Origin of the sequence: Lysobacter sp. 22409 (assembly GCF_052045105.1) — a bacterium.
GTDB lineage: Bacteria > Pseudomonadota > Gammaproteobacteria > Xanthomonadales > Xanthomonadaceae > Lysobacter > Lysobacter antibioticus_B.
Window position 1 is genome coordinate 79579 of the sequence record NZ_JBQEOE010000012.1, and the last position, 19129, is coordinate 98707.

Annotated in this window: 18 protein-coding genes, 1 other RNA gene, 1 pseudogene and 1 riboswitch; of the genes and pseudogenes, 5 read left to right on the plus strand and 15 right to left on the minus strand. The window is 68.8% G+C overall.

What is annotated here, in order from left to right; translation table 11 throughout:
- Window positions 1-6: 6 nt before the first annotated feature.
- Complete coding sequence (mraZ, locus tag ACTJJK_RS08510) at window positions 7-453, minus strand: division/cell wall cluster transcriptional repressor MraZ (RefSeq protein WP_031371591.1); 447 nt, start codon at window positions 451-453, stop codon at window positions 7-9.
- Window positions 454-1305: 852 nt separating this feature from the next.
- Window positions 1306-1665: RNase P RNA component class A (gene rnpB / locus ACTJJK_RS08515), an RNA gene on the minus strand.
- Window positions 1666-1759: 94 nt separating this feature from the next.
- On the opposite strand from rnpB, the gene ACTJJK_RS08520 reads away from it, so the two are divergent.
- A complete protein-coding gene (locus ACTJJK_RS08520; RefSeq protein WP_440729973.1) occupies window positions 1760-2113 on the plus strand; it encodes a hypothetical protein in 354 nt (117 codons plus the stop codon).
- Here the strand turns inward: ACTJJK_RS08520 and rsmI are convergent.
- Window positions 2110-2937, minus strand: a complete 828-nt coding sequence (gene rsmI / locus ACTJJK_RS08525) for a 16S rRNA (cytidine(1402)-2'-O)-methyltransferase (RefSeq protein WP_031371589.1) — start codon at window positions 2935-2937, stop codon at window positions 2110-2112. The genes ACTJJK_RS08520 and rsmI overlap by 4 nt on opposite strands.
- A 381-nt stretch (window positions 2938-3318) precedes the next feature.
- On the opposite strand from rsmI, the pseudogene ACTJJK_RS08530 reads away from it, so the two are divergent.
- The 4 genes and pseudogenes from ACTJJK_RS08530 to ACTJJK_RS08545 all read left to right on the plus strand — a co-directional run.
- Window positions 3319-3993: pseudogene (locus ACTJJK_RS08530) on the plus strand (penicillin-binding protein activator); the annotation flags it as partial.
- A 378-nt stretch (window positions 3994-4371) separates the two neighbouring features.
- Window positions 4372-4785, plus strand: a complete 414-nt coding sequence (locus tag ACTJJK_RS08535) for a YraN family protein (protein WP_031371587.1) — start codon at window positions 4372-4374, stop codon at window positions 4783-4785.
- A 12-nt stretch (window positions 4786-4797) separates the two neighbouring features.
- The gene (locus ACTJJK_RS08540) at window positions 4798-5340 is read left to right on the plus strand and encodes a metal-dependent hydrolase (protein WP_031371586.1); all 543 of its coding nucleotides are present in this window, start codon (window positions 4798-4800) and stop codon (window positions 5338-5340) included.
- Complete coding sequence (locus ACTJJK_RS08545) at window positions 5337-6722, plus strand: FAD-binding oxidoreductase (protein WP_031371585.1); 1386 nt, start codon at window positions 5337-5339, stop codon at window positions 6720-6722. The genes ACTJJK_RS08540 and ACTJJK_RS08545 overlap by 4 nt, the downstream gene beginning before the upstream one ends.
- A gap of 78 nt (window positions 6723-6800) precedes the next feature.
- On the opposite strand, the gene ACTJJK_RS08550 is transcribed toward ACTJJK_RS08545, so the two are convergent.
- The 12 genes from ACTJJK_RS08550 to glyA all read right to left on the minus strand — a co-directional run bounded on the left by ACTJJK_RS08550 (window position 6801) and on the right by glyA (window position 18909).
- Window positions 6801-8078 carry a hypothetical protein gene (locus ACTJJK_RS08550; RefSeq protein WP_440729974.1) on the minus strand — a complete coding sequence of 426 codons (1278 nt, stop codon included), beginning with the start codon at window positions 8076-8078 and terminating at the stop codon, window positions 6801-6803.
- 151 nt (window positions 8079-8229) lie between these two features.
- Window positions 8230-9264: a thiamine-phosphate kinase gene (thiL, locus tag ACTJJK_RS08555; RefSeq protein WP_031371583.1), complete on the minus strand. Its 1035-nt coding sequence runs from the start codon at window positions 9262-9264 to the stop codon at window positions 8230-8232.
- 66 nt (window positions 9265-9330) lie between these two features.
- Complete coding sequence (nusB, locus tag ACTJJK_RS08560) at window positions 9331-9792, minus strand: transcription antitermination factor NusB (RefSeq protein WP_031371582.1); 462 nt, start codon at window positions 9790-9792, stop codon at window positions 9331-9333.
- Window positions 9789-10256 (minus strand): 6,7-dimethyl-8-ribityllumazine synthase, encoded by a 468-nt coding sequence (gene ribH / locus ACTJJK_RS08565; RefSeq protein ID WP_031371581.1) that lies wholly within the window; start codon window positions 10254-10256, stop codon window positions 9789-9791. The genes nusB and ribH overlap by 4 nt, the downstream gene beginning before the upstream one ends.
- A gap of 162 nt (window positions 10257-10418) precedes the next feature.
- Window positions 10419-11579, minus strand: a complete 1161-nt coding sequence (gene ribB, locus ACTJJK_RS08570) for a 3,4-dihydroxy-2-butanone-4-phosphate synthase (RefSeq protein ID WP_440729975.1) — start codon at window positions 11577-11579, stop codon at window positions 10419-10421.
- Window positions 11576-12199, minus strand: a complete 624-nt coding sequence (locus ACTJJK_RS08575; RefSeq protein WP_440729976.1) for a riboflavin synthase — start codon at window positions 12197-12199, stop codon at window positions 11576-11578. Before ACTJJK_RS08575 ends, ribB begins: the two co-directional genes overlap by 4 nt.
- 166 nt (window positions 12200-12365) lie before the next feature.
- A riboswitch (FMN riboswitch) is annotated at window positions 12366-12534 on the minus strand.
- Between the two features lie 261 nt (window positions 12535-12795).
- On the minus strand, window positions 12796-13572 hold the full coding sequence (locus ACTJJK_RS08580) for a class I SAM-dependent methyltransferase (protein WP_440729977.1): 777 nt from the start codon (window positions 13570-13572) through the stop codon (window positions 12796-12798).
- Between the two features lie 175 nt (window positions 13573-13747).
- Entirely contained in the window at window positions 13748-14863 is a 1116-nt protein-coding gene (ribD, locus tag ACTJJK_RS08585; RefSeq protein WP_440729978.1) for a bifunctional diaminohydroxyphosphoribosylaminopyrimidine deaminase/5-amino-6-(5-phosphoribosylamino)uracil reductase RibD, read from the minus strand.
- Window positions 14860-15726 (minus strand): hypothetical protein, encoded by an 867-nt coding sequence (locus ACTJJK_RS08590; protein ID WP_440729979.1) that lies wholly within the window; start codon window positions 15724-15726, stop codon window positions 14860-14862. The genes ribD and ACTJJK_RS08590 overlap by 4 nt, the downstream gene beginning before the upstream one ends.
- Window positions 15727-15745: 19 nt before the next feature.
- The gene (locus ACTJJK_RS08595) at window positions 15746-16945 is read right to left on the minus strand and encodes a hypothetical protein (protein ID WP_440729980.1); all 1200 of its coding nucleotides are present in this window, start codon (window positions 16943-16945) and stop codon (window positions 15746-15748) included.
- 49 nt (window positions 16946-16994) lie between these two features.
- Window positions 16995-17513 (minus strand): transcriptional regulator NrdR, encoded by a 519-nt coding sequence (gene nrdR / locus ACTJJK_RS08600; RefSeq protein ID WP_031371574.1) that lies wholly within the window; start codon window positions 17511-17513, stop codon window positions 16995-16997.
- 142 nt (window positions 17514-17655) lie between these two features.
- Window positions 17656-18909 (minus strand): serine hydroxymethyltransferase, encoded by a 1254-nt coding sequence (gene glyA, locus ACTJJK_RS08605; RefSeq protein WP_031371573.1) that lies wholly within the window; start codon window positions 18907-18909, stop codon window positions 17656-17658.
- Window positions 18910-19129 lie beyond the last annotated feature (220 nt).

Below are 19129 nucleotides of genomic sequence, written 5' to 3' on the forward strand. Positions count from 1 at the left end.
CGCCCGTCATAGCTGCAGGTCGAGCAGCTCGTCGCTCAGATCGTCGTCGGTGATCGTCTGACGGATCTGCGCGTGATGCGCCTGCTCGCTCCATAACTCGAATTTGTCGCCCATGCCCAGCAAGACGGCTTTCTTCTCGATGCCGACCGCGGCGCGATGGCTGCCCGGCAGGGTGATACGGCCGTTGCCGTCGAGTTCGACGAACGCGGCCGCGCCGACCAGCTTGAGCTGCATGTTGCGGTTGACCTTCTTGGCCTTGGGCAGCTTGTTGACCTGGTCGCGGACGCGTTCCCAGATCGACAGCGGATACAGATAGAGAGAGCCCGACTCGAACGGGTTGTAGGTGATGACCAGGCGGTTGTCGCATTCACGCGCGACGACGTCGCGGTAGGCGGTAGGTACCGCCAGCCGTCCTTTGTCATCGATCGTGATGGCGGTTTCGCCCTGGAACATTGCGCACCTTTGCGGTTCCCGTCTCTACCGGACGGGTCACCTCGTTCATTCGCCCGGTTGGACGGCTGGCCTCGAAAACCCACAAAAACCCAGGTTTTCCCTCGGATGTCCACATTAGCAGGGTGCACAAGGTTGTCAACAACTTTCCGGGGCAAATTTCACCAAGCACATCAATGGCTTGCGGCGGACTTCAGAGTCTTATTCAAGACTTATCCACTAACCTTTGTTTCGTCTCACATTTTGAGACTCAGCACGTCACAAAGTGACCCTCACGCGATGGCCGTCACAGTTGTTAAAGTCCTGTTGCGAAGCAGCAAGCTGCGCCGATCAGCGCAGAAGGTCGGATTTGCGTGCACGATCAGCGGCAACTATCGGAACATCCGCAAGCGAATGGACAGCCAATGGCTGCCGCATTCCGGCACCCGCCTGCCCCCGCAAATCAGCGAGACGATCGCGCCGAGACGGGCCGCCCAGGCCCTCCACCTGCCCATCCGTCAGGCCCCTGCACCAGGCCCCGAAGAGCAAGGTCCGCAGGGCAATAGCCGAATCCGAGGCACGCCCCCTCACCCCAGCCCTCTCCCGCACGCGGGAGAGGGAGCCAAGCCGCAGAAGCGACGCAACAACGCCCGTCCACCCTCGTTACCGAGAGCCCCCTTTAGTAAAGGGGGCGCTCCGAAGGGGCGGGGATTTGGGTGCACATAGCGGGGCCCGAAATTTGCAACGCAAATTTTGGGATTCACAGGGCGTAGCCCGGAGAACGCCGCCCCGAAGGGGCGGGGATTTGGAGATGCATAGCGGAGGCCCAAAATTTGCCCTGCAAATTTTAGGGTTTTCCAGGCGCAGCCTGGAAAAGCGCGAAGCCGGCCGATAAGCCGGGTTCTGTCGTGGACAGTCATTCCTCTAGGCGCAACGTCGCCGTTACGCTCAAGCAACCTACCCGGAGACATCGCGGGCCGCGACATAGTCTCCCTATTTGGTTTTGCTCCCGGTGGGGTTTGCCGTGCCGGTCTGTTGCCAGACTCGCGGTGCGCTCTTACCGCACCGTTTCACCCTTACCACGCACCCTTGCGGGCCGTTCGGCGGTCTACTCTCTGTTGCACTTTCCGTCGGCTTGCGCCGCCCAGGCGTTACCTGGCACCGTGCCCTGTGGAGCCCGGACTTTCCTCGGCACCGGATCTTGCGATCCGATGACGCGACTGCCTGGCCGACTCCGCGCCGGCATTGTCGCACGCGCCGGGCCGAATCGCCGGCGCGCGGTTAAATTGGCAGAAACCACGTCATCCCACGGCAAGGATCGGCCGCCCTCATGCAAAGCGACGACCCCGAAGATCATTACCCGCTGTATCCATTAGGCATGCTGCGCCGCCATGGGCTGACCGGCGCTGAGGATTTGGCCGAGCGTCTGCCCGCATGGAGCGAAAGCGAACTGCGCTCGGCCTTCTGGCCGGCCTATCGCTCGATTCGTGAAACCGAAGCCGAGTTGGAGCGCTGCTTCGGCATCGACGGCGGCGAACGCGTCCTGCAGCTCAACGGCCAGCCGATCTTCGTCTCGGAAGACATCTGGAACTTCCAGGTGCGGGCCGGCCCGGAGCTGATGAATGCACTGGTGGCCGCGCTCGAACGTCAGCGCGCGGCGTCGTCAGACACAGCGGCGCCTTAGTCGCCGCTGCCGTACAGGGCTTTGCGCGGCGCGCCGCTGAGTTCCGCGGCCACTTTCGCCGCCGTCGACGGCGGCAGGTGCTCTTTCAGTTTGGCGTACAGGCGCAAACCTTCGACCACCTTGGCGTCGGCATCGTCGCCGGCGCCCTCAACCATCACCACGAACTCGCCCTTGCGCTGGTTCGGGTCGGCCTTGACCCGCGCGGCCAGTTCGCCGAGCGAGCCGTCGAGCACGGTCTCGAACAACTTGGTCAACTCACGCGCCAGCACCGCCGGCCGCTCGAAGCCGAACACGTTGACCATGTCGTCGAGCGTTTCCTCGATGCGATGCGAGGATTCGTAGAACAACAAGGTCTGCGGTTCGGCGGCGAGCCGGGTCAGGCGTTCGCGCCGGGCCGCACCCTTGGCCGGCAGGAAACCTTCGAAACTGAACCGATCCGAGGCCAGGCCGGCGACGCTGAGCGCGGCGATGGCGGCGCAGGCGCCGGGTACCGGCGAGACGCGGATGCCGGCTGCGCGCGCCGCGCGCACCAGGCGGAAGCCCGGGTCGCTGACCAACGGGGTGCCCGCATCGGACACCAAGGCCAGCGAATCGCCGGCCTGCAAGCGCGCCACCAACTGCGCCGCCTGCTGTTCCTCGTTGTGCTGATGCAGCGCCAATAACGGCCGTTCCAGGCCGAAATGCGCCAACAACTGACGGGTGTGGCGCGTGTCCTCGGCGCAGATCGCCGCGACCGTGCGCAAGGTGTCGAGCGCACGCGGCGACAAATCGCCGAGGTTGCCGATCGGAGTTGCCACAATATGAAGGGTGCCGGAGGTCTGCATCGTACGGTTACGGTAAGGGCGGGTAGAATCCTAACCGGTCCCACAGGAACGCCGCTGGACGGCGGATGCAAGCCGATGAATCAAAAGAAAAACCGGCCCGCGATGACATGGATGTTCAGCCTTCTGGCCGCAACCGCCCTGCTCGGCGGCTGCGCCACGGTCGAAACCCGTCCGGTCGCGGCGATCAACGCGGCCAATCCGCTGATCGCCCAGGCGGCCCACCTCGCCCGCAATAACGCCAGCCTCAGCGGCGCGGCGCGGACCGAGAACGAACAACAGATCGAACGCCTGCTATCGCAACTCGACAACGCCGCCCTGGCGCGCGAAGCCGATGCCGTGCCGGTCGGCGATCCGCTCTACAACTACCTCGGCCGCCAGCTGATGCAGCGCGGCCTGCCCTTGCCGCGCCCGTTCGACCAGACCTCGAACTGGAGCTTCAGCGGCGCCGGCCAGCGTCCGCCGGCCGAAAGCGACGGCTACCGTCCGCCGGTCAAGCTCGCGGTGTTGCTGCCGCTGACCGGTGCACTGGCGACCGCTTCGGCGCCGGTGCGCGACGGTCTGCTCGCCGGCTATTACGGCGAAAGCCGTCGTCGCCCCGAAATCGTCTTCTACGACACCTCCGGCACCGCCGGCGGCACTCTGGCCGCCTACGACAAGGCCGCGGCCGCGGGCAACGACTTCGTGATCGGCCCGCTCGGCCGCGACGAGGTCAGCGCCCTGTTCAGCAAGACCGTCCTGCCGGTGCCGGTGCTCGCGCTCAATCGCGGCAACGTCGCTCCGCCCAGCGGCAACGTCAGCTTCTCGCTGACGCCCGAGGACGAAGGCATCGCCGCGGCCGACTACCTGCTCGAGCGCAAGGTCGTGCGCGTGCTCGCCATCGGCGGCGGCGACGAAGGCCAGCGCCGCGCGATCGCCGCACTCAAGGAACGCCTGGCCGCACGCGGCGCCCAGGTCACCGACACCGTCGGCGAAGGCACCGCCGACCTGGCGCCGTTCGTGGCCAAGGAAGGCGGCGTCGATGCCGTGTTCCTGGCGACCAAGGGCAGCGCCGCACGCACCCTGATTCCGAAGCTCGCCCTGGTCGGCTTGGCCGACAAGCCGCGGGTGGCTACCTCGCAACTGCTGTCGGGCACCGGCAAGCCGGAGCAGGACCGCGTCCTCGACGGCATCGCCTTCCCGTCCGAGTCCTGGACCAGCGGCGGCGTGCGCGGCTTNCCGCCGCGACCCTGCCGACCGCGCGCGGTCCAGGCGCGCGCCTGTTCGCCTTCGGTTACGACGCCTGGTTGCTGTCGGCCTACCTCGAACGCCTGGCCACCCGCTCGGACGCGTTCGTTTCCGGCGCCACCGGCGTGCTGCGCATCGACGGCTTCGGCACCGTGCTGCGCACGCCGGCGTGGTCGACCTTCAGCAGCGGCGTCGCGGTGCCGCTGGCGGATGCCTCGCGCCGCTGATCGCACCCCAGGCCCGACGCCGCCGGCGTCGGACCGGCGCGCGCGCGGCGCCGCGGTCGAAGCCGCCGCGCGGGCGCATCTGCTCGCCGCCGGCCTGCGCGAAGTCGCGGCGAACGCCAACTACCGTTTCGGCGAACTCGACCTGGTGATGCTCGACGGCGCCGTGCTGGTGTTCGTCGAAGTGCGTTACCGCCGCGACGACCGCTACGGCGGCGGCGCGGCCTCGGTCGACGCCCGCAAGCGCCGCAAGCTGGTGTTGGCGGCGCAGAGTTTCCTCGCCGCCCATCCCCGCCTCGCCGACGGCGCCTGCCGCTTCGACGTGGTCGAGGCCGACGGCGATCCCGCCGCGCCGCGCCTGAACTGGTTGCGCGACGCCTTCCGCGCCGACGATCTCTGAGACGACTGCCCGATGCCGACCGTGATGACCCATGCCGTGGTACCGCTCGCCCTGGGTTGGGCGCTCGGGTCGCGGGTAATCGACCGCCGCCTGCTGGTCGCCGGCGCGCTCGCGGCGATGTTGCCGGACGCCGACGTGGTCGCCTTCAAGCTCGGCATCGCCTATGCCGACGACTTCGGCCATCGCGGCGCCAGTCATTCCTTCGCGTTCGCCATGCTGATCGCCGCGCTCGGTGCGCTCGCCGCGCGTTGGTTGCGTGCGCCGCCATGGACCGCGGCCGCGTGGTTGTTCGTCTGCACCGTCTCGCATCCGTTGTTGGATGCGCTGACCGACGGCGGCCTCGGCGTCGCCCTGTACTGGCCCTGGTCGGACCAACGCATCTTCGCGCCGTGGCGGCCGATCGAGGTCTCGCCGATCGGCGCACGCTTCTTCAGCGCGCGCGGCCTCGAAGTACTGTGGTCGGAAGCGCGCTGGATCGCCCTGCCCGCGCTCGCGGTCGGCCTGCTCGGCGCGACGATGCGGCAGTGGTTGCCGCGTTCGGAACGCGCGCAATGACCGCCCTGCCCGACGAACTGCAACACGAGTTGTCGGGCCTGCTCGGCGAAGCCTGGTTGACCGATCCCGGCGAACGCCTCGCTTACGCCTACGACAACTCGCGCCGCCACGCCATGCCCGATGCGGTGGCGCTGCCGCGCACGCGCGAACAGGTGCTCGCGTTGGTGCGCGCCTGCCGTCGCCACCGCGTGCCGGTGATCGCGCGCGGGCGCGGCACCAACACCACCGGCGCCTCGGTGCCGGTCGCCGGCGGCGTGGTGGTCTCGTTCGAGCGCATGAACCGCATCCTCGAGATCCGTCCGGGCGACCGCTGCGCGATCGTCGAGCCCGGCGTGCTCAACGGCGATCTGCAGGCCGCGCTGAAGTCGCACGACCTGTTCTGGCCGCCGGACCCGACCAGCGCCGCCTTCAGCACGGTCGGCGGCAACCTGGCCTGCAATGCCGGCGGGCCGCGCGCGGTGAAGTACGGCGCCAGCCGCGACAACGTGCTCGCGGTGACCGCGGTGACCGGCGCCGGCGAACTGATCGTCTGCGGCACTGCGACCACCAAGGGCTCCACCGGCTACGACCTGCATCGCCTGCTGGTCGGCAGCGAAGGCACCCTGGCCTTGATCGTCGAGGCGAGCTTGCGCCTGACCCCGGCGGCGCCGGCGCGCGCGGCCTTGCGCGCGATCTACCGCGACGTCTCGGCGGCGGCGCAAGCGGTGGCGCGGCTGATGGCGCAGCCGGTCACTCCGTCGATGCTCGAATTCATGGACGCGCGTGCGGTGCAACTGGCACGCGACGTCGGCGGCGCCGATCTGCCCGCGCAGGCCGGCGCCTTGCTGATGATCGAAGCCGACGGCGACGCGCAGACCCTGCCGCATTCGATCGCCGCCTTGAAACGCGCGGCGCAGGGCGAGGGCCTGATCTCGCTCGACGACGCCAGCGACGAAGCCGCGCGCGAAAAACTCTGGGCCGCGCGCAAGGCGCTGTCGCCGTCGCTGCGCACGCTGGCACCGGGCAAGATCAACGAAGACGTGGTGGTGCCGGTGTCGCGCATCCCCGAGCTGGTCGACGGTGTGCAGGCGCTGGCGCGCGAGTTCGATCTGCCGATCGTCTGCTTCGGCCATGCCGGCAACGGCAACCTGCACGTCAACCTGCTCTACGACCCTGCCGACGATGCGCAGAACGAGCGTGCCCACGCGGCGATGTCGCGGGTGTTCGCGCTCGCCCTGGCGCTCGGCGGCACCTTGTCCGGCGAGCACGGCATCGGCCTGGCCAAACGCGAGTTCATGCCGCAGGCCGTCGATGCGGCCACGTTGGCACTGATGCGTCAGTTGAAAAGCGTGTTCGACCCCGACGGCATCCTTAATCCGGGCAAGCTGCTGCCCGACGCATAGCGCTGCGGCTAAGGCGTGCGGCCGCGAGATTTCGTCGATTGACTGCCGACGGCGCGCTTGAGGCTCACGCCTCGCCGCTTACAGCCTGCGCACTCCGGGCAAGCCGCTGAAATACGCGCCGACCTCGCCTGCATTCGCCTCGACCTGTCCTGGCCTGCCGGGCGCGCCGACCGGGCCGGAACGGCCGGAGAACCCATTGCGGCCGGTCCTCCCGCTACTGCCGCCGGCCCCGCTGCTGCCGCCGCTGCCCTGGCTGCCGGCGCTGCCGCTGCGGCCGCCCTCGCCACCCGGGCCGCCCGCGACATCGAACCGCAGCCACTGCGCCAGCTCGGGATAACGCCGATCGTAGGTCAGCTCGATCCGGCCGCCGCTTCCTCCGATGCCGCCGGGTGCGCCATCGCCACCGTCGCCGCCATCGCCACCGGAACCGCCGTTGCCGTTGTTACCGAAGCGGCGCTTCTCGCTTTGCTCCCGCGCGCCTTCGCCCCGGCCGCCATCGCCGCCGCGACCGCCACTGCCGCCGTTTCCACCTGCGCCACCGAGGCCGCCGGCCGCAACCAAGGTCAGCGGACGGTCGGCAGGCGCCAGCACGAAGTCGTCGAAATCGCCGGTCACCCGCACGGCGATCAACTTCGGATGCGAGCGCGTGCTCACGTAGGTGGCGTACATGCGCAGTTGCGGTCCCTCGTAGCCCGGACCGCCGTGTTCGCCATCGTCGCCGTCGCGAGCATGATCGCCGTGCTCTCCATCGACGCCGCTGCGGCCGTCGCGACCGTCGGAACCGCTGCTGCCGTCGCGACCTCGCTCACCCGGTCCACCGGGCGTGCCGACGCTGACGATGCAACCGTAGTCGGCGAGGTAATGCCGCGACTGCGCCAATTGCGCCCGCGGATGCAGCAATCGCGTGGATATCGCGAAACCGCTGTCCACGCTCGCCAGCACGTCGGGATTGGGCGTGAACCACCCCATCTCGTCGAACCGGCCATGCGCGCTCGAGAAAGCGAAGTTGCGGAAATCCAACATGCCGTTGCGGCGGGTACCGGTGCCGCCATGCCAGGTTTCGTAACCGGCCGGCGCCGGCTCGCGCGCCAGCCGTGCGGTGACGGCCACGTGCATCTGCACCGGCTGGCGCGGGCAGATCGTGCTCACGCCGGGGCCGATGTCGGTTTCCATCGCGCTGACCTGGGCGTCCTGCAACTGGATCGTGTTGATGCCGGCGATCGAACGTACCGCGCCGCAGCCGCTCGCCACGGCGCCGATCGCCAGGGCCAACGCGATATTGAAGCCGGTCGCGACACCGCCGGTTCGCTCCGATTCCAGGGTGAGCAGATCGCGTTCCGGAGCGGAGTGGCGCATGAGCGAAGGCTCGGTTGAGAAGGTGCGCCACCCTCGCACTCGGGCGATTAAGCGGGTCTGAACTTTTTAGTAATGCGACCTGAGCGATGTCACACACTCGCCTCATGATCAGCCCGGCGCGCAGCGGCTGCGGCGCAGAAACGAAGAACGATCAAGCGAAGTGTTGGTATCCCTTCCGGGCCGGTGTCCACACCGAGCCATCGCTCGTGTGCACACGCACCGCGCACTCCGCACCCGCTTGCCGCGCTTCGATCCGGCCGATCACCCGCGCCGCCGAATCGACCCGGCTCAAGGCCTGTTCTATCGCCGCGCGTCGAGCCGGCGGCGCGGTGAAACACAGCTCGTAATCGTCGCCGCCGCTCAGTTGCAAGGCCCTGCGGGCGTCGCCGGCGCAGGCCGCGGCCAAAGCGCGCGACACCGGCAACGCATCGGCGTCGATGCAAGCGTCCACGCCGGACGCCGCGCAAACATGGCCGAGGTCGGCGAGCAAACCGTCGGAAACATCGATACCGGCATGGGCCAGGCCGCACAAGGCACGGCCTGCGCTCACCCGCGGTGTGGGCCTGTGCAGGCGTTCGAACAATCGCTCGGCATCGGTGTGCGCGTCGCCGTCGTTGCGGCGCACTTCGTATTCGCAGTACGGCGCGATGCCGGCCAAGGCCAGCGCCGCGGCGGCATCGCCGAGCGTGCCGGTGACCCAGACCTCGTCGCCGGCCTGCGCACCATCGCGGCGCAAAGCCGCGCCGGGCTCGACGAAACCGAGCACGGTCACGCACACCGACAAGGGGCCGCGGGTAGTGTCGCCGCCGACCAGGGCGACCCGGTGTCGGGCGGCGAGTTCGACGAAGCCATCGAGAAAACCATCGACGAAGGCCTCCGTCGCGAAGCCGGGCTCGGCCGGCAAGGACAGCGACAAGGTGCACCAGGCCGGGCTCGCGCCCATCGCGGCGAGGTCGGACAGATTCACCGCCAGCGACTTCCAGCCGATGCCGGCCGGCGCCGCATCGTCGGCGAAATGCACGCCACGGTTGAGGGTATCGGTAGCGACGACCAATTGTTGGCCGGCAGGCGGCTGCAACAAGGCGGCATCGTCGCCGATGCCCAGCACCACATCGTCGCGCGGCGCCTGGCCGGCGCCGATGCGGGCGCGAATGCGGGCGATCAGGTCGAACTCGGCTGCGCTCATCGCGGTCTCATCGCGCTCTCGTCCGGGCGCGGGCGTCGCCTGGGCGACGCCCGGATGGGTGCGGAATCAGCGCTTCTTCGACGCCCCGAATTCGGTCGCGCGCCAATCGGCGGCGGCATGATCGAGCACGCCGTTGACGTAGGTGTGGCCGTGCTCGGCGCCGAAGCGCTTGACCGTTTCGATCGCCTCGTTGATCACCACGCGGTACGGCACATCGAGACGATGGCGCAGCTCGTAAGCAGCGATGCGCAGCGCGGCGCGCTCGATCGGGTCGACCTGTTCGACATCGCGGTCGAGGAACGGCGCCAGGGCGACGTCCAACTCCTCCTGGTGCTTGTCGACGCCGCGCACCAGGTCCTCGAAGTAATCGAGGTCGGCGACTTCGTGGGCCTGCTCGTGGGCGAACTGGCCGATCACGTCGTTGACCCGGGAACCCGACAGCTGCCAGGCGTACACGGCCTGCAAGGCGCGGCGGCGGGCGCGCGAACGCGCGACCGGATCTATTCCATCCTGACGACGGCGGTTCATGGCAATTGCCCCAGCAGATGGCTCATTTCGAGGGCGGCCAGCGCCGCTTCCTCGCCCTTGTTGCCGTGATTGCCGCCGGCGCGGGCCTCGGCATCCTCGTGACGTTCGACCGCCAGCACGCCATTGGCGATCGGCAGGCCGTAGTCGAGCGACACGCGCATCAGGCCGTCGGAACAACCGTCGGCGACTTGTTCGTAGTGACGGGTATCGCCGCGCACGACGCAGCCGAGCGCGACCACGGCGGCGTGCCGGCCGGCGACGGCCAAGCGGGCGGCGACCACCGGCAATTCCCAGGCGCCGGGGACGCGGACCACGTCGATGGCGTCCTCGGCGACGCCGTGCTCGGCGAAGGTCTTGCGGGCGCCGGCGACCAGGGTGTCGGTGATGCGCGGGTTCCAGCGGCTGGCGATGATGGCGTAGCGCGCGCCCTCGGGGCTGCGCAGGTCGCCTTCGTAATGGGGCATGAGGGGAAATCGGCTGGACGAAAGGGGTAGTTTAACGGCTGGGGGCCGCCGGTGCCGGAGGACGGAACGCTCAAGTCCGTTGCCTCGGGCCGGCGCGGCACGGAATCCACGCCTGCGATGGGCCGGCCGCCGCGAGCGGCCGCCGGCCCCAGGCCTGAAGCCTCAGCCCAGCTTGGCGATGTCGACGTACTCGACGACTTCCAGGCCGAAGCCGGCCAGGCCGATCTGCCGGCGCGGGGTGCCGAGCACACGCAGCTTGCCCAGGCCGAGGTCGGCCAGGATCTGCCCGCCGGCGCCGTTGCGGCGCCACTCGGCTAATGCATGGCCGCGGGTCGGCACCAGCACGACGGTGTGGGCCGCCTCGTCGCCGCCGGCGCCATCGTGCGCGGCTTCGGGTGCGGCCTCGCGCACCCGCGCCAGCAGGCTGTCGGCGTCGGCGTGATCGGCCAACACCACCAACGCGCCGCTGCCCTCGCGCGCGATCGCCGCCAGCACGTCGCCGACCGCCGGACCGAAGTCCGGCCGGCGCCAATGCAGCGCATCGGCGAGCGGGTTCTGGATGTGCACGCGCACCAGCGTCGGCACGTCGGCATCGGGCTCGCCGCGCTGCAGGGCGAAGTGCAAGGCATGGGTCAGGCGGTCGCGATAGCTCAGCAGGCGGAACGGCCCGTGCTCGGTGTCTATGGTGCGCGCATCGACGCGCTCGACCGTGTGCTCGGTGGCGAGGCGATAGCGAATCAACTCTTCGATCGAACCGATCTTGAGCCCGTGCTCGGCGGCGAACGCCTCCAGCTGCGGGCGCCGCGCCATGCTGCCGTCGGCGTTGAGCACCTCGACCAGCACGCCGGCCGGTTCCAGGCCCGCGAGCAGGGCCAGATCGCTCGCCGCCTCGGTGTGGCCGGCGCGGCTGAGCACGCCGCCGGGCTGCGACATCAGCGGAAAGATGTGACCGGGCTGGGCCAGGTCGGAGGGCTTGGCATCGGGGCGCACCGCGGTGCGCACGGTGTGGGCGCGGTCGTAGGCCGAGATGCCGGTGGTCACGCCTTCGGCGGCCTCGATGCTGACGGTGAAATTGGTGTGGTGCGAGGAAGTGTTGTCGCGCACCATCGGCCCCAGGCCGAGTTGCAGACAGCGCTCGCGCATCAGCGACAGACACACCAGCCCGCGCGCATGCGTGACCATGAAGTTGATGTCGGCCGGGCGCACCAGTTCGGCGGCCATGATCAGGTCGCCTTCGTTCTCGCGGTCTTCGTCGTCGACGATCACGACCATGCGGCCGGCGCGGATTTCCTCGAGCAATTCGGGGACGGTCGCGAAATTCATGCAGCGGCTCCTGCGGCAGAAGTGTCGACGCGGGCGCCGAGCAGGCGCTCGACGTAACGCGCGACCAGGTCGATTTCCAGGTTGACCGCATCGCCGACCGCGGTCTGCGCGAACGCGGTGTGCTCGACGGTGTGCGGGATCAAGGCGACCTCGAAGCCTTCGTCGTCGACTCCGTTGACGGTCAGGCTGACGCCGTCGACGCAGATCGAACCCTTCTTGGCGATGTAGCGCAGCAGCGATGCCGGCGCGCGGAAGCGCCAGCGCTGGGCGCGTGCGTCTTCGTGCACGCTCAGCACCGCACCGACGCCGTCGACGTGGCCGCTGACCATGTGCCCGCCGAGGCGATCGGTCGGGCGCATCGCCCGCTCGAGGTTGACGATGGCGCCGTGCTTGAGCGCGCCGAGCGTGGTCAGCGACAAAGTCTCGGTGGAGGCATCGGCCTCGAACGAGCGTTCGTCGAACGAAATCACGGTCAGGCAGACGCCGTTGACGGCGATGCTCTCGCCGAGCTTGGGCGCGCTGAAATCGAGGCTGCCGGTGGCGATGCGCAGGCGCACGTCGCCGCCGAGGTCTTGGCTGGCGGCGAGCGAGCCGACGCCTTCGATGATGCCGGTGAACATCAGCGGATCTCCTGGCGGAGCGCCGCTGCGGTGTCGCGATGGAAGTGGGTCATGAAACGTTTCCCGCATGATGGTGAGCGAAAAACGCCTCAAGGCATGGCCAACGCACGACCCGCGGCGTCGCCGCGGGTTCGGTCTCCCTGCTCTTGCGAGAGGAGTCGCGCGTAGCCGTCTTCTTTCATCCGGACTGTGACCGTCGGCTCCGGCATCGGACCGGATCTGCTGACCCTCCGCGCCGGGTCCCGAATCGGAACCGCGGCCCGAAGGCGCTCGCGGGCTCGCGCGTAACCGCGCCTACCGCCGGTGGGGAGTTTCGCCCCGCCCTGAAGACGTTACGTAATGAAGCGCCGGCGAACCGGCGGGCGCAGTTTAGCACCCGGGTCGCGCCGGGCCGGTTGTCCGCCGCGGTCGGCTGCGGATGCAGTGTTCCGCCCATGGCGCTGCGGCCATGCCCGACCTGGCCGGACCTGGACGACATGGGCTTCAGGCATACTCGTAAGAAACGCTCGGATTTCCGGCCCTGCCCGCGGCATCCGCCAGACCGCGCCGGCCTCGGCAGCCCGCCACGCCTCCCCGCCTCGCTCCCGCCCCGGCGTTCAGCCCGGCTTGCGGCGCAAATGCAGGAACAGCGGCCATTGCAGGGTCCGTATATCGCCCGAAGCGCCCCAGGCCGCCGACAGCGCCGGCCCGTGACGCGCGACCGGGTCCTCGCCGGTGGCCGCGCGGCAGCGCGCCGTCGCCGACATGCTGTTCAAATAACCGAGAAACCGCCGCAGCCCCCACTCCGCCTCCAGCCACAGCGCCGGCGCCGGCAAGGCCGGGAACGGCCATTCGTAGCCGGCATAACGCTGTTCGATCTGGACCCGCTCGGGCGGCCAGTACTCCTCGATCTGCTCGCGGAAGTCGGCGACCGCACCGACCATGCCTTCCGGAGCCAGGAAATCGCAGTAGCCCCAGGCCGCGAGCACGCCGCCGGGCGCCAACACCCGCTCGCACTCGGCGAAAAAACGCTCGCGCTCGAACCAGTGCAGCGCCTGCGCGACCGCGACCAGCTGCACGCTGGCGTCGGCCTGGTCGGTGCGCTCGGCCGGTTCGATCGCCAGGCTGACGTTGCCGCTGCCGCGCAGGGACGCGTCGTGCGCCCAGTGTTGTTCGATCTGTTGCGCGCTCGGCTCGGTCGCGTGGACCTGGGCGAAGCGCGCGGCCAGGCCGCGCGTAGCCTGGCCGCTGCCGCAACCGGCTTCCCAGACCCGCGCCGTCGCCGGCACTTGGGCCGCGATCAGGTCGAACAAGGCCTCGGGATACTCGGGCCGCGCCGCCGCATAGGCGCCGGCGAGCGCGGAGAAATGATCCTTGAAGGCGTTTTGATTCATGGGAGGTGAGGAGTGAGGAATGAGGAGTGAGCAGAGCCGAAACGCGGCGAGCTTTTCGCCCGGTCCCGGCTTCCGCCGTCGAGCTTGCATCACCCAAGAGAAGCAGGAAGTGAGGAGGGAAAAGTCAGAAGTGAGTAAAACGGACGCCCCCGGGCTTGCGCTCACTCCTCACTACTCACTCCTGGTTCCTAGCTCCCCCCTGCCGCGGCTGCAACAGCACGCGAGTGTCCTCGCCGATGCGGCGCACGTCGACCAGGTCGAGGCGCAGTTTGTCCTTCATCGCCTCGATGCCGAGCCCGTCGAACAAGGGCCGTGCGCTCTCGCCGAGCAAGACCGGTGCGACGTACAGCAGGACCTCGTCGACCCAACCGCCGGCGAGGAAGGCGCCGGCCAGGGTCGCGCCGGCTTCGAGCTGGATCTCGTTGACGCCGCGCTCGGCGAGCAGCTTGAGCACCGCTTCCAGGTCGATCCGCCCCTCGCGCATCGGCACCGCCGCATGCTGGGCGGCGAAGCCGCGCGGCGGCTTGGCGTCGGGCGCATGCAGGTACAGGGTCGGCGCATCGCCTTCGCGCACACGGCCGCGCGCGACCGTGGCCAGGCCCGGATCGAGCACCACCCGCAAGGGCGCGACGAAGGCGGTGTCGTCGCCGAGGCGCACGGTCAGCGAGGGATCGTCGGCGAGCACGGTACCGGCGCCGGTCACGATCGCACCGGCGCGCGCACGCCAATGCTGCACGTCCAGGCGCGAGGCCTCGCCGCTGATCCACTTGGATTCGCCGCTGGCGAGCGCGCTGCGCCCATCCAGGCTGGTCGCCAGCTTGACCCGCAACCACGGCCGGCCGCGCTCGATGCGCGACAGGAAGCCGCGATTGAGCGCTCGCGCCTGCGCTTCCATCAAACCGCTTGCGACTTCGATGCCGGCCGCCTGCAGTTTCGCGAAACCGGCGCCGTCGACCTGCGGGAACGGGTCGCGCATCGCCGCGACCACGCGGGCGACACCGGCGCCGATCAAGGCCTCGCTGCACGGCCCGGTGCGTCCGGTGTGGGCGCAGGGTTCCAAGGTCACGTAGGCGGTCGCGCCGCGGGCACGCTCGCCCGCCGCGCGCAGCGCATGCACTTCCGCATGCGGCTCGCCGGCGCGCTCGTGCCAGCCTTCGCCGACCACCTCGTCGCCATGCGCGATCACGCAACCGACCATGGGATTGGGCTTGGTGGTGTAGGCGCCTTTCTCGGCCAGACGCAACGCGCGGGCCATGTGGAGGTGATCGATGGCGGTGAATGCTGGGGTCATGGTGCGCGCTTGAAGTGGGTGGCGTCGGGGAAATCGGAGATCAGACTGCGGTCGGCCTGCACGGTCAGCGTCATCACGCCGCCTTCGGCCGCGCCGGTGGCCTGCGCGTCGAACTCGATCAGGTACAGCAGCTTGGTCGGGTCGTCCACCGTCAGCCAGCGTGGCGTATCGGGCTGCTCGGGGAAGCGTACGCCGATCGCCTTCACCGCGGCGTCGGCGGGCAAGGCGTCGAACTCGAACTCGCCATCGGCGCCCTGCACTGCGCTTTGCTCGACCACTCGGCCATCGGCCAATCGCAGCATGGCCTTGGCATCGCCCACCGCCAGACCATAGCGCGGCTCGTAAACCTTCAGCCGCAGCGTTTCGCCGGGCCTACGCGGCCGATGCGCCCACCAAGCCCCCGGCGGCAGCAGACCCGCGTCGACGGCCTGCTGCAGGGTGCCGATGCCGTCGCCTCGCACCTCGTTCAGATCGGCTTCGGTCAACGGCGGCGGCAGCTTGCGCCGGAGTCCGTTCTCGCTGTCGGGCGCGCGCTCCACCAGCACGACGGTTTGCTCGCTGCGTTGCCAGCAGCCGGCCACGTCCATGCCGGGCATCGGCACCTCGCGCATGCGGAAGCTGCCGTCCCGGTTCAACTGCAGGCGCGGCGCCGTCTTCGCTTCGATACCGGCATAAGCCCCCGCCAGCGCCGCGTCGGCCGGTTCGCAAGCGGCGACGGCGGAGCTCGCCGGAAGCGCGAAGCACGCGATCACGGCGAGCGCATTGGCGTAACCCGCAGGGCTTCGGCGTCGCGTGGATCGATCGGCGCCGGTCTGCACGACCGCGGCCCTGATGCCATCTCGCGTGGCGGTCCCATCGTTCATCGCATCCTCCTGCAGACACTCAATGCCGCACATAACGGCCGGGTATTCGGGGTGCGATCAGATCGCCGCCGTCCTGGGTCAGGATGAGTTGTTCGAACGAGGCGGGCATCGCCGCGGCGGTGTCCAGGCGTATCGCGAAAATGCGGCCTTTGCTTTCGTCCAGCGCCAGGGTTTCGCGCGGACGGTCGGCGGGTTGCAGGATCGCCTGGACGAGTCGCACGCCGGGACGCCGCACCGCCAGGGCCCAACCGCCCGGGCTGGTTTCGGTGCGCTCGCTGCGGCCGTCGGAATACACGAACTCGACGCCGATCCCCTGGGCCCGGTAGCCGCGCTGCGGGTCGCCGATCACGAGCGCATAGCCGCCGCGCCCATCGGCCTTGGCCGCCGGGTCGAGGCAGCGTTCGCGGTCGAATCGCGGAGCGGGCTGCTTCGGCATGGCGCGGCCCGCGGCCGCGTGCAGTGCGCCGACTTGCTCGAGCCGCTGCAGATAGGTGCGCACCGCGATATCCGCCGCGACCTGACTGTCTTCGAGCGTGCCGTCTTCAAGCGCACCGTCTTGTTCTGCGCCGTCTTCTTCAGCGCCCGCCGCAGCCGCTGCAGCCGAGGCCGCATTGCTCGGCGGCGGCGCTTGCCAGGCTTTCGGCTTCGTCTGCGCAGCCGTCGCTTCCAGCGCCAGCCGCGATTGTTCGAGCGCCGCCAGCGCCGGCGCCAGCGAGGCTTCGGCGGCGCTGCGGCCCGCGCGATCGGCCGGATCGGCCTCGGGCAAGCTGGCCGCAAGCAACTCGGCATATTCCGAACCGGACCGGTAGGTCTTCAAGTAACCGCAGGCTTCCTCGATCAAAGCGTCTTGCCGTTCTACCGCGAACTCGTCCAGGCGCTTTTGCGCGTCCGGCGTCCAGGCCACGACCTGGTCGAGCGAGAACACCGTCTGCTCGCGCACGGGCGCTTGCACGCTCAGCACGATGCCGTTGCCGCCGACGTTCCACTGGCCGCTGGCCGACTCGACCATCAAGCCGTAGCTGAGGCTCCATTGGAAACGTCCGTCGGGCTCGAGCACCAGCTCCGAACCGGCGTCGTCGGCGCCTTCCAGGTAATAGTGGCCGGCCAGCGCCGCGCGCTGCCGCTCCTCGATCGGATCGGTCGCCAAAGCCCAGCATGGCAGCAAGGCCAGCATCGACAAGGCGAGCATCGGCAGTGCGGATCGGTATGCCTTCAACATGCGCGAACTCCCTTCGCCGCGTAACAATGGCCCGCGTCGGCCGATGCGCTCAGCGCCTCTTCTTGTCCGGACGCGGCTCGTCCTCGCCGAGCAAGGGCAGTTGCCCCTCGCCCGGTATGTCGCGTTCGAGCCGGTCGAGCTCTTCGCGGAAATCGGCGACGTCCTCGAACGAGCGATACACCGAGGCGAAACGCACGTAGCCGACGTGATCGAGCTTGCGCAGCTCGGCCATGACGAACTCGCCGACCCGGCGCGAAGCGAGTTCGCGCTCGGCGGTCATGCGCAGTTGGTGGACTACCGCTCGTACCGCCGATTCGATCTGTTCTTCCGAGACCGGCCGCTTCTGCAGGGCGCGGTCGAAACCGGCGCGCAGCTTGCGCGCGTCGAAGGCCTCGCGGCGGCCGTCGCCCTTGATGATGACCGGCAGCTTGAGTTCGATCGTCTCGATCGTGCTGAAACGCTCCCCGCAAGCCTCGCAGACGCGACGGCGGCGGATCGTCGCGCCGTCGTCGGACACCCGCGAATCGATGACGCGGGTGTCCTGGTGCTGGCAGAAGGGGCAATGCATGGGCTAGGAATGAGTTGAAAGGAGTGAGAAACGAGTGGAAAAGCCGAAGGTTTGACCACTGTCCTCTGAACCTGCGATAAGAACAAGCCACGAGGCAGTTGTTCTTACTCGTTCCTCACTCTTCATCACTCGTTACTCGCTTTCAACCGTACACCGGGAACTGGGCGCACTGCTTGGTCACGTTCTCGCGTACCCCGGCAATGACCTTTTCGTCCTTCGGGTTATCGAGCACGTCGCAGATCCATTCGGCCAGGGCGACGCAATCGGCTTCCTTGTAGCCGCGGGTGGTGACCGCCGGGGTGCCGATGCGCAGGCCCGAGGTCACGAAGGGCTTCTGCGGGTCGTTCGGCACGGCGTTCTTGTTGACCGTGATGTGGGCCAGGCCGAGCGCGGCTTCCGCGTCCTTGCCGGTGATGCCCTTGCCGATCATGTCGACCAGCATCAGGTGGTTCTGGGTGCCGCCGGAGACGATCTTGTAGCCGCGCGCGGTGATGGTCTTGGCCATGGCCTGGGCGTTCTTGACCACCTGCGCCTGGTATTCCTTGAATTCCGGCTCCAGCGCTTCCTTGAAGGCGACCGCCTTGGCCGCGATCACGTGCATCAGCGGACCGCCCTGGATGCCCGGGAAGACGATGCTCTGCAGCTTCTTGACCAGGTCCTCGGACGGGTCCTTCGCAACGATGATGCCGCCGCGCGGGCCGCGCAGGGTCTTGTGGGTGGTCGAGGTGACGACGTGGGCGTGCGGCACCGGGCTCGGGTAGACGCCCGCGGCGATCAGGCCGGCGACGTGGGCCATGTCGACGAACAGGATGGCGCCGATCTTGTCGGCGATGGCGCGGAAACGCGCCCAGTCGACGACCTGCGAATAGGCGCTGAAGCCGGCCACGACCATCTTCGGCTTGTGCTCGACCGCCAGGCGCTCGACTTCGTCGTAATCGATCAGGCCCTGGTCGTTGACGCCGTACTGCACGGCGTTGAACAGCTTGCCGCTGGCATTGACCTTGGCGCCGTGGGTGAGGTGGCCGCCGTGGGCCAGGCTCATGCCGAGGATGGTGTCGCCCGGGTTGAGCAGGGCGAAATACACCGCCTGATTGGCCTGCGAGCCCGAATGCGGCTGGACGTTGGCGTAGTCGGCGCCGAACAGTTCCTTGACGCGGTCGATCGCCAACTGCTCGGCGATGTCGACGAATTCGCAACCGCCGTAATAGCGCTTGCCCGGATAGCCCTCGGCGTACTTGTTGGTCAGGACACTGCCCTGGGCTTCGAGGACGCGCGGGCTGGCGTAGTTTTCCGAGGCGATCAGCTCGACGTGGTCTTCCTGGCGACGGACCTCGGCGGCGATGGCCTGGGCGAGTTCATCGTCAAATCCGGCAATACGGGTGTGGCTCGGGAACATTACGCGGCCTCGGGAGGGGAGAGTACGGACGGGAGGGAGGGGGAACCTCGCATCAGGCCGGGCCGTGTGGATCCGCGGGCGGGCTTGACGTAAGACTTGAAATGTTAGCCTAGGGGCGTATGGCGGCCAACCGCCAAAGCGGGGCTGCCGCCGGCCCCGGCGCCGACGGACAATACAGCCTGCGCGCTCCGCCGCCTCCCCTGCCTTGCTTCTGGATGTC

Excerpts from the sequence above, each read along its gene's own strand:
- mraZ (WP_031371591.1), bottom strand. The coding sequence starts at position 453 with ATGTTCCAGGGCGAAACCGCCATCACGATCGATGACAAAGGACGGCTG.
- ACTJJK_RS08520 (WP_440729973.1), top strand. The coding sequence starts at position 1,760 with ATGCAAAGCGACGACCCCGAAGATCATTACCCGCTGTATCCATTAGGC.
- rsmI (WP_031371589.1), bottom strand. The coding sequence starts at position 2,937 with ATGCAGACCTCCGGCACCCTTCATATTGTGGCAACTCCGATCGGCAAC.
- ACTJJK_RS08535 (WP_031371587.1), top strand. The coding sequence starts at position 4,372 with ATGCCTCGCGCCGCTGATCGCACCCCAGGCCCGACGCCGCCGGCGTCG.
- ACTJJK_RS08540 (WP_031371586.1), top strand. The coding sequence starts at position 4,798 with ATGCCGACCGTGATGACCCATGCCGTGGTACCGCTCGCCCTGGGTTGG.
- ACTJJK_RS08545 (WP_031371585.1), top strand. The coding sequence starts at position 5,337 with ATGACCGCCCTGCCCGACGAACTGCAACACGAGTTGTCGGGCCTGCTC.
- ACTJJK_RS08550 (WP_440729974.1), bottom strand. The coding sequence starts at position 8,078 with ATGCGCCACTCCGCTCCGGAACGCGATCTGCTCACCCTGGAATCGGAG.
- thiL (WP_031371583.1), bottom strand. The coding sequence starts at position 9,264 with ATGAGCGCAGCCGAGTTCGACCTGATCGCCCGCATTCGCGCCCGCATC.
- nusB (WP_031371582.1), bottom strand. The coding sequence starts at position 9,792 with ATGAACCGCCGTCGTCAGGATGGAATAGATCCGGTCGCGCGTTCGCGC.
- ribH (WP_031371581.1), bottom strand. The coding sequence starts at position 10,256 with ATGCCCCATTACGAAGGCGACCTGCGCAGCCCCGAGGGCGCGCGCTAC.
- ribB (WP_440729975.1), bottom strand. The coding sequence starts at position 11,579 with ATGAATTTCGCGACCGTCCCCGAATTGCTCGAGGAAATCCGCGCCGGC.
- ACTJJK_RS08575 (WP_440729976.1), bottom strand. The coding sequence starts at position 12,199 with ATGTTCACCGGCATCATCGAAGGCGTCGGCTCGCTCGCCGCCAGCCAA.
- ACTJJK_RS08580 (WP_440729977.1), bottom strand. The coding sequence starts at position 13,572 with ATGAATCAAAACGCCTTCAAGGATCATTTCTCCGCGCTCGCCGGCGCC.
- ribD (WP_440729978.1), bottom strand. The coding sequence starts at position 14,863 with ATGACCCCAGCATTCACCGCCATCGATCACCTCCACATGGCCCGCGCG.
- ACTJJK_RS08590 (WP_440729979.1), bottom strand. The coding sequence starts at position 15,726 with ATGAACGATGGGACCGCCACGCGAGATGGCATCAGGGCCGCGGTCGTG.
- ACTJJK_RS08595 (WP_440729980.1), bottom strand. The coding sequence starts at position 16,945 with ATGTTGAAGGCATACCGATCCGCACTGCCGATGCTCGCCTTGTCGATG.
- nrdR (WP_031371574.1), bottom strand. The coding sequence starts at position 17,513 with ATGCATTGCCCCTTCTGCCAGCACCAGGACACCCGCGTCATCGATTCG.
- glyA (WP_031371573.1), bottom strand. The coding sequence starts at position 18,909 with ATGTTCCCGAGCCACACCCGTATTGCCGGATTTGACGATGAACTCGCC.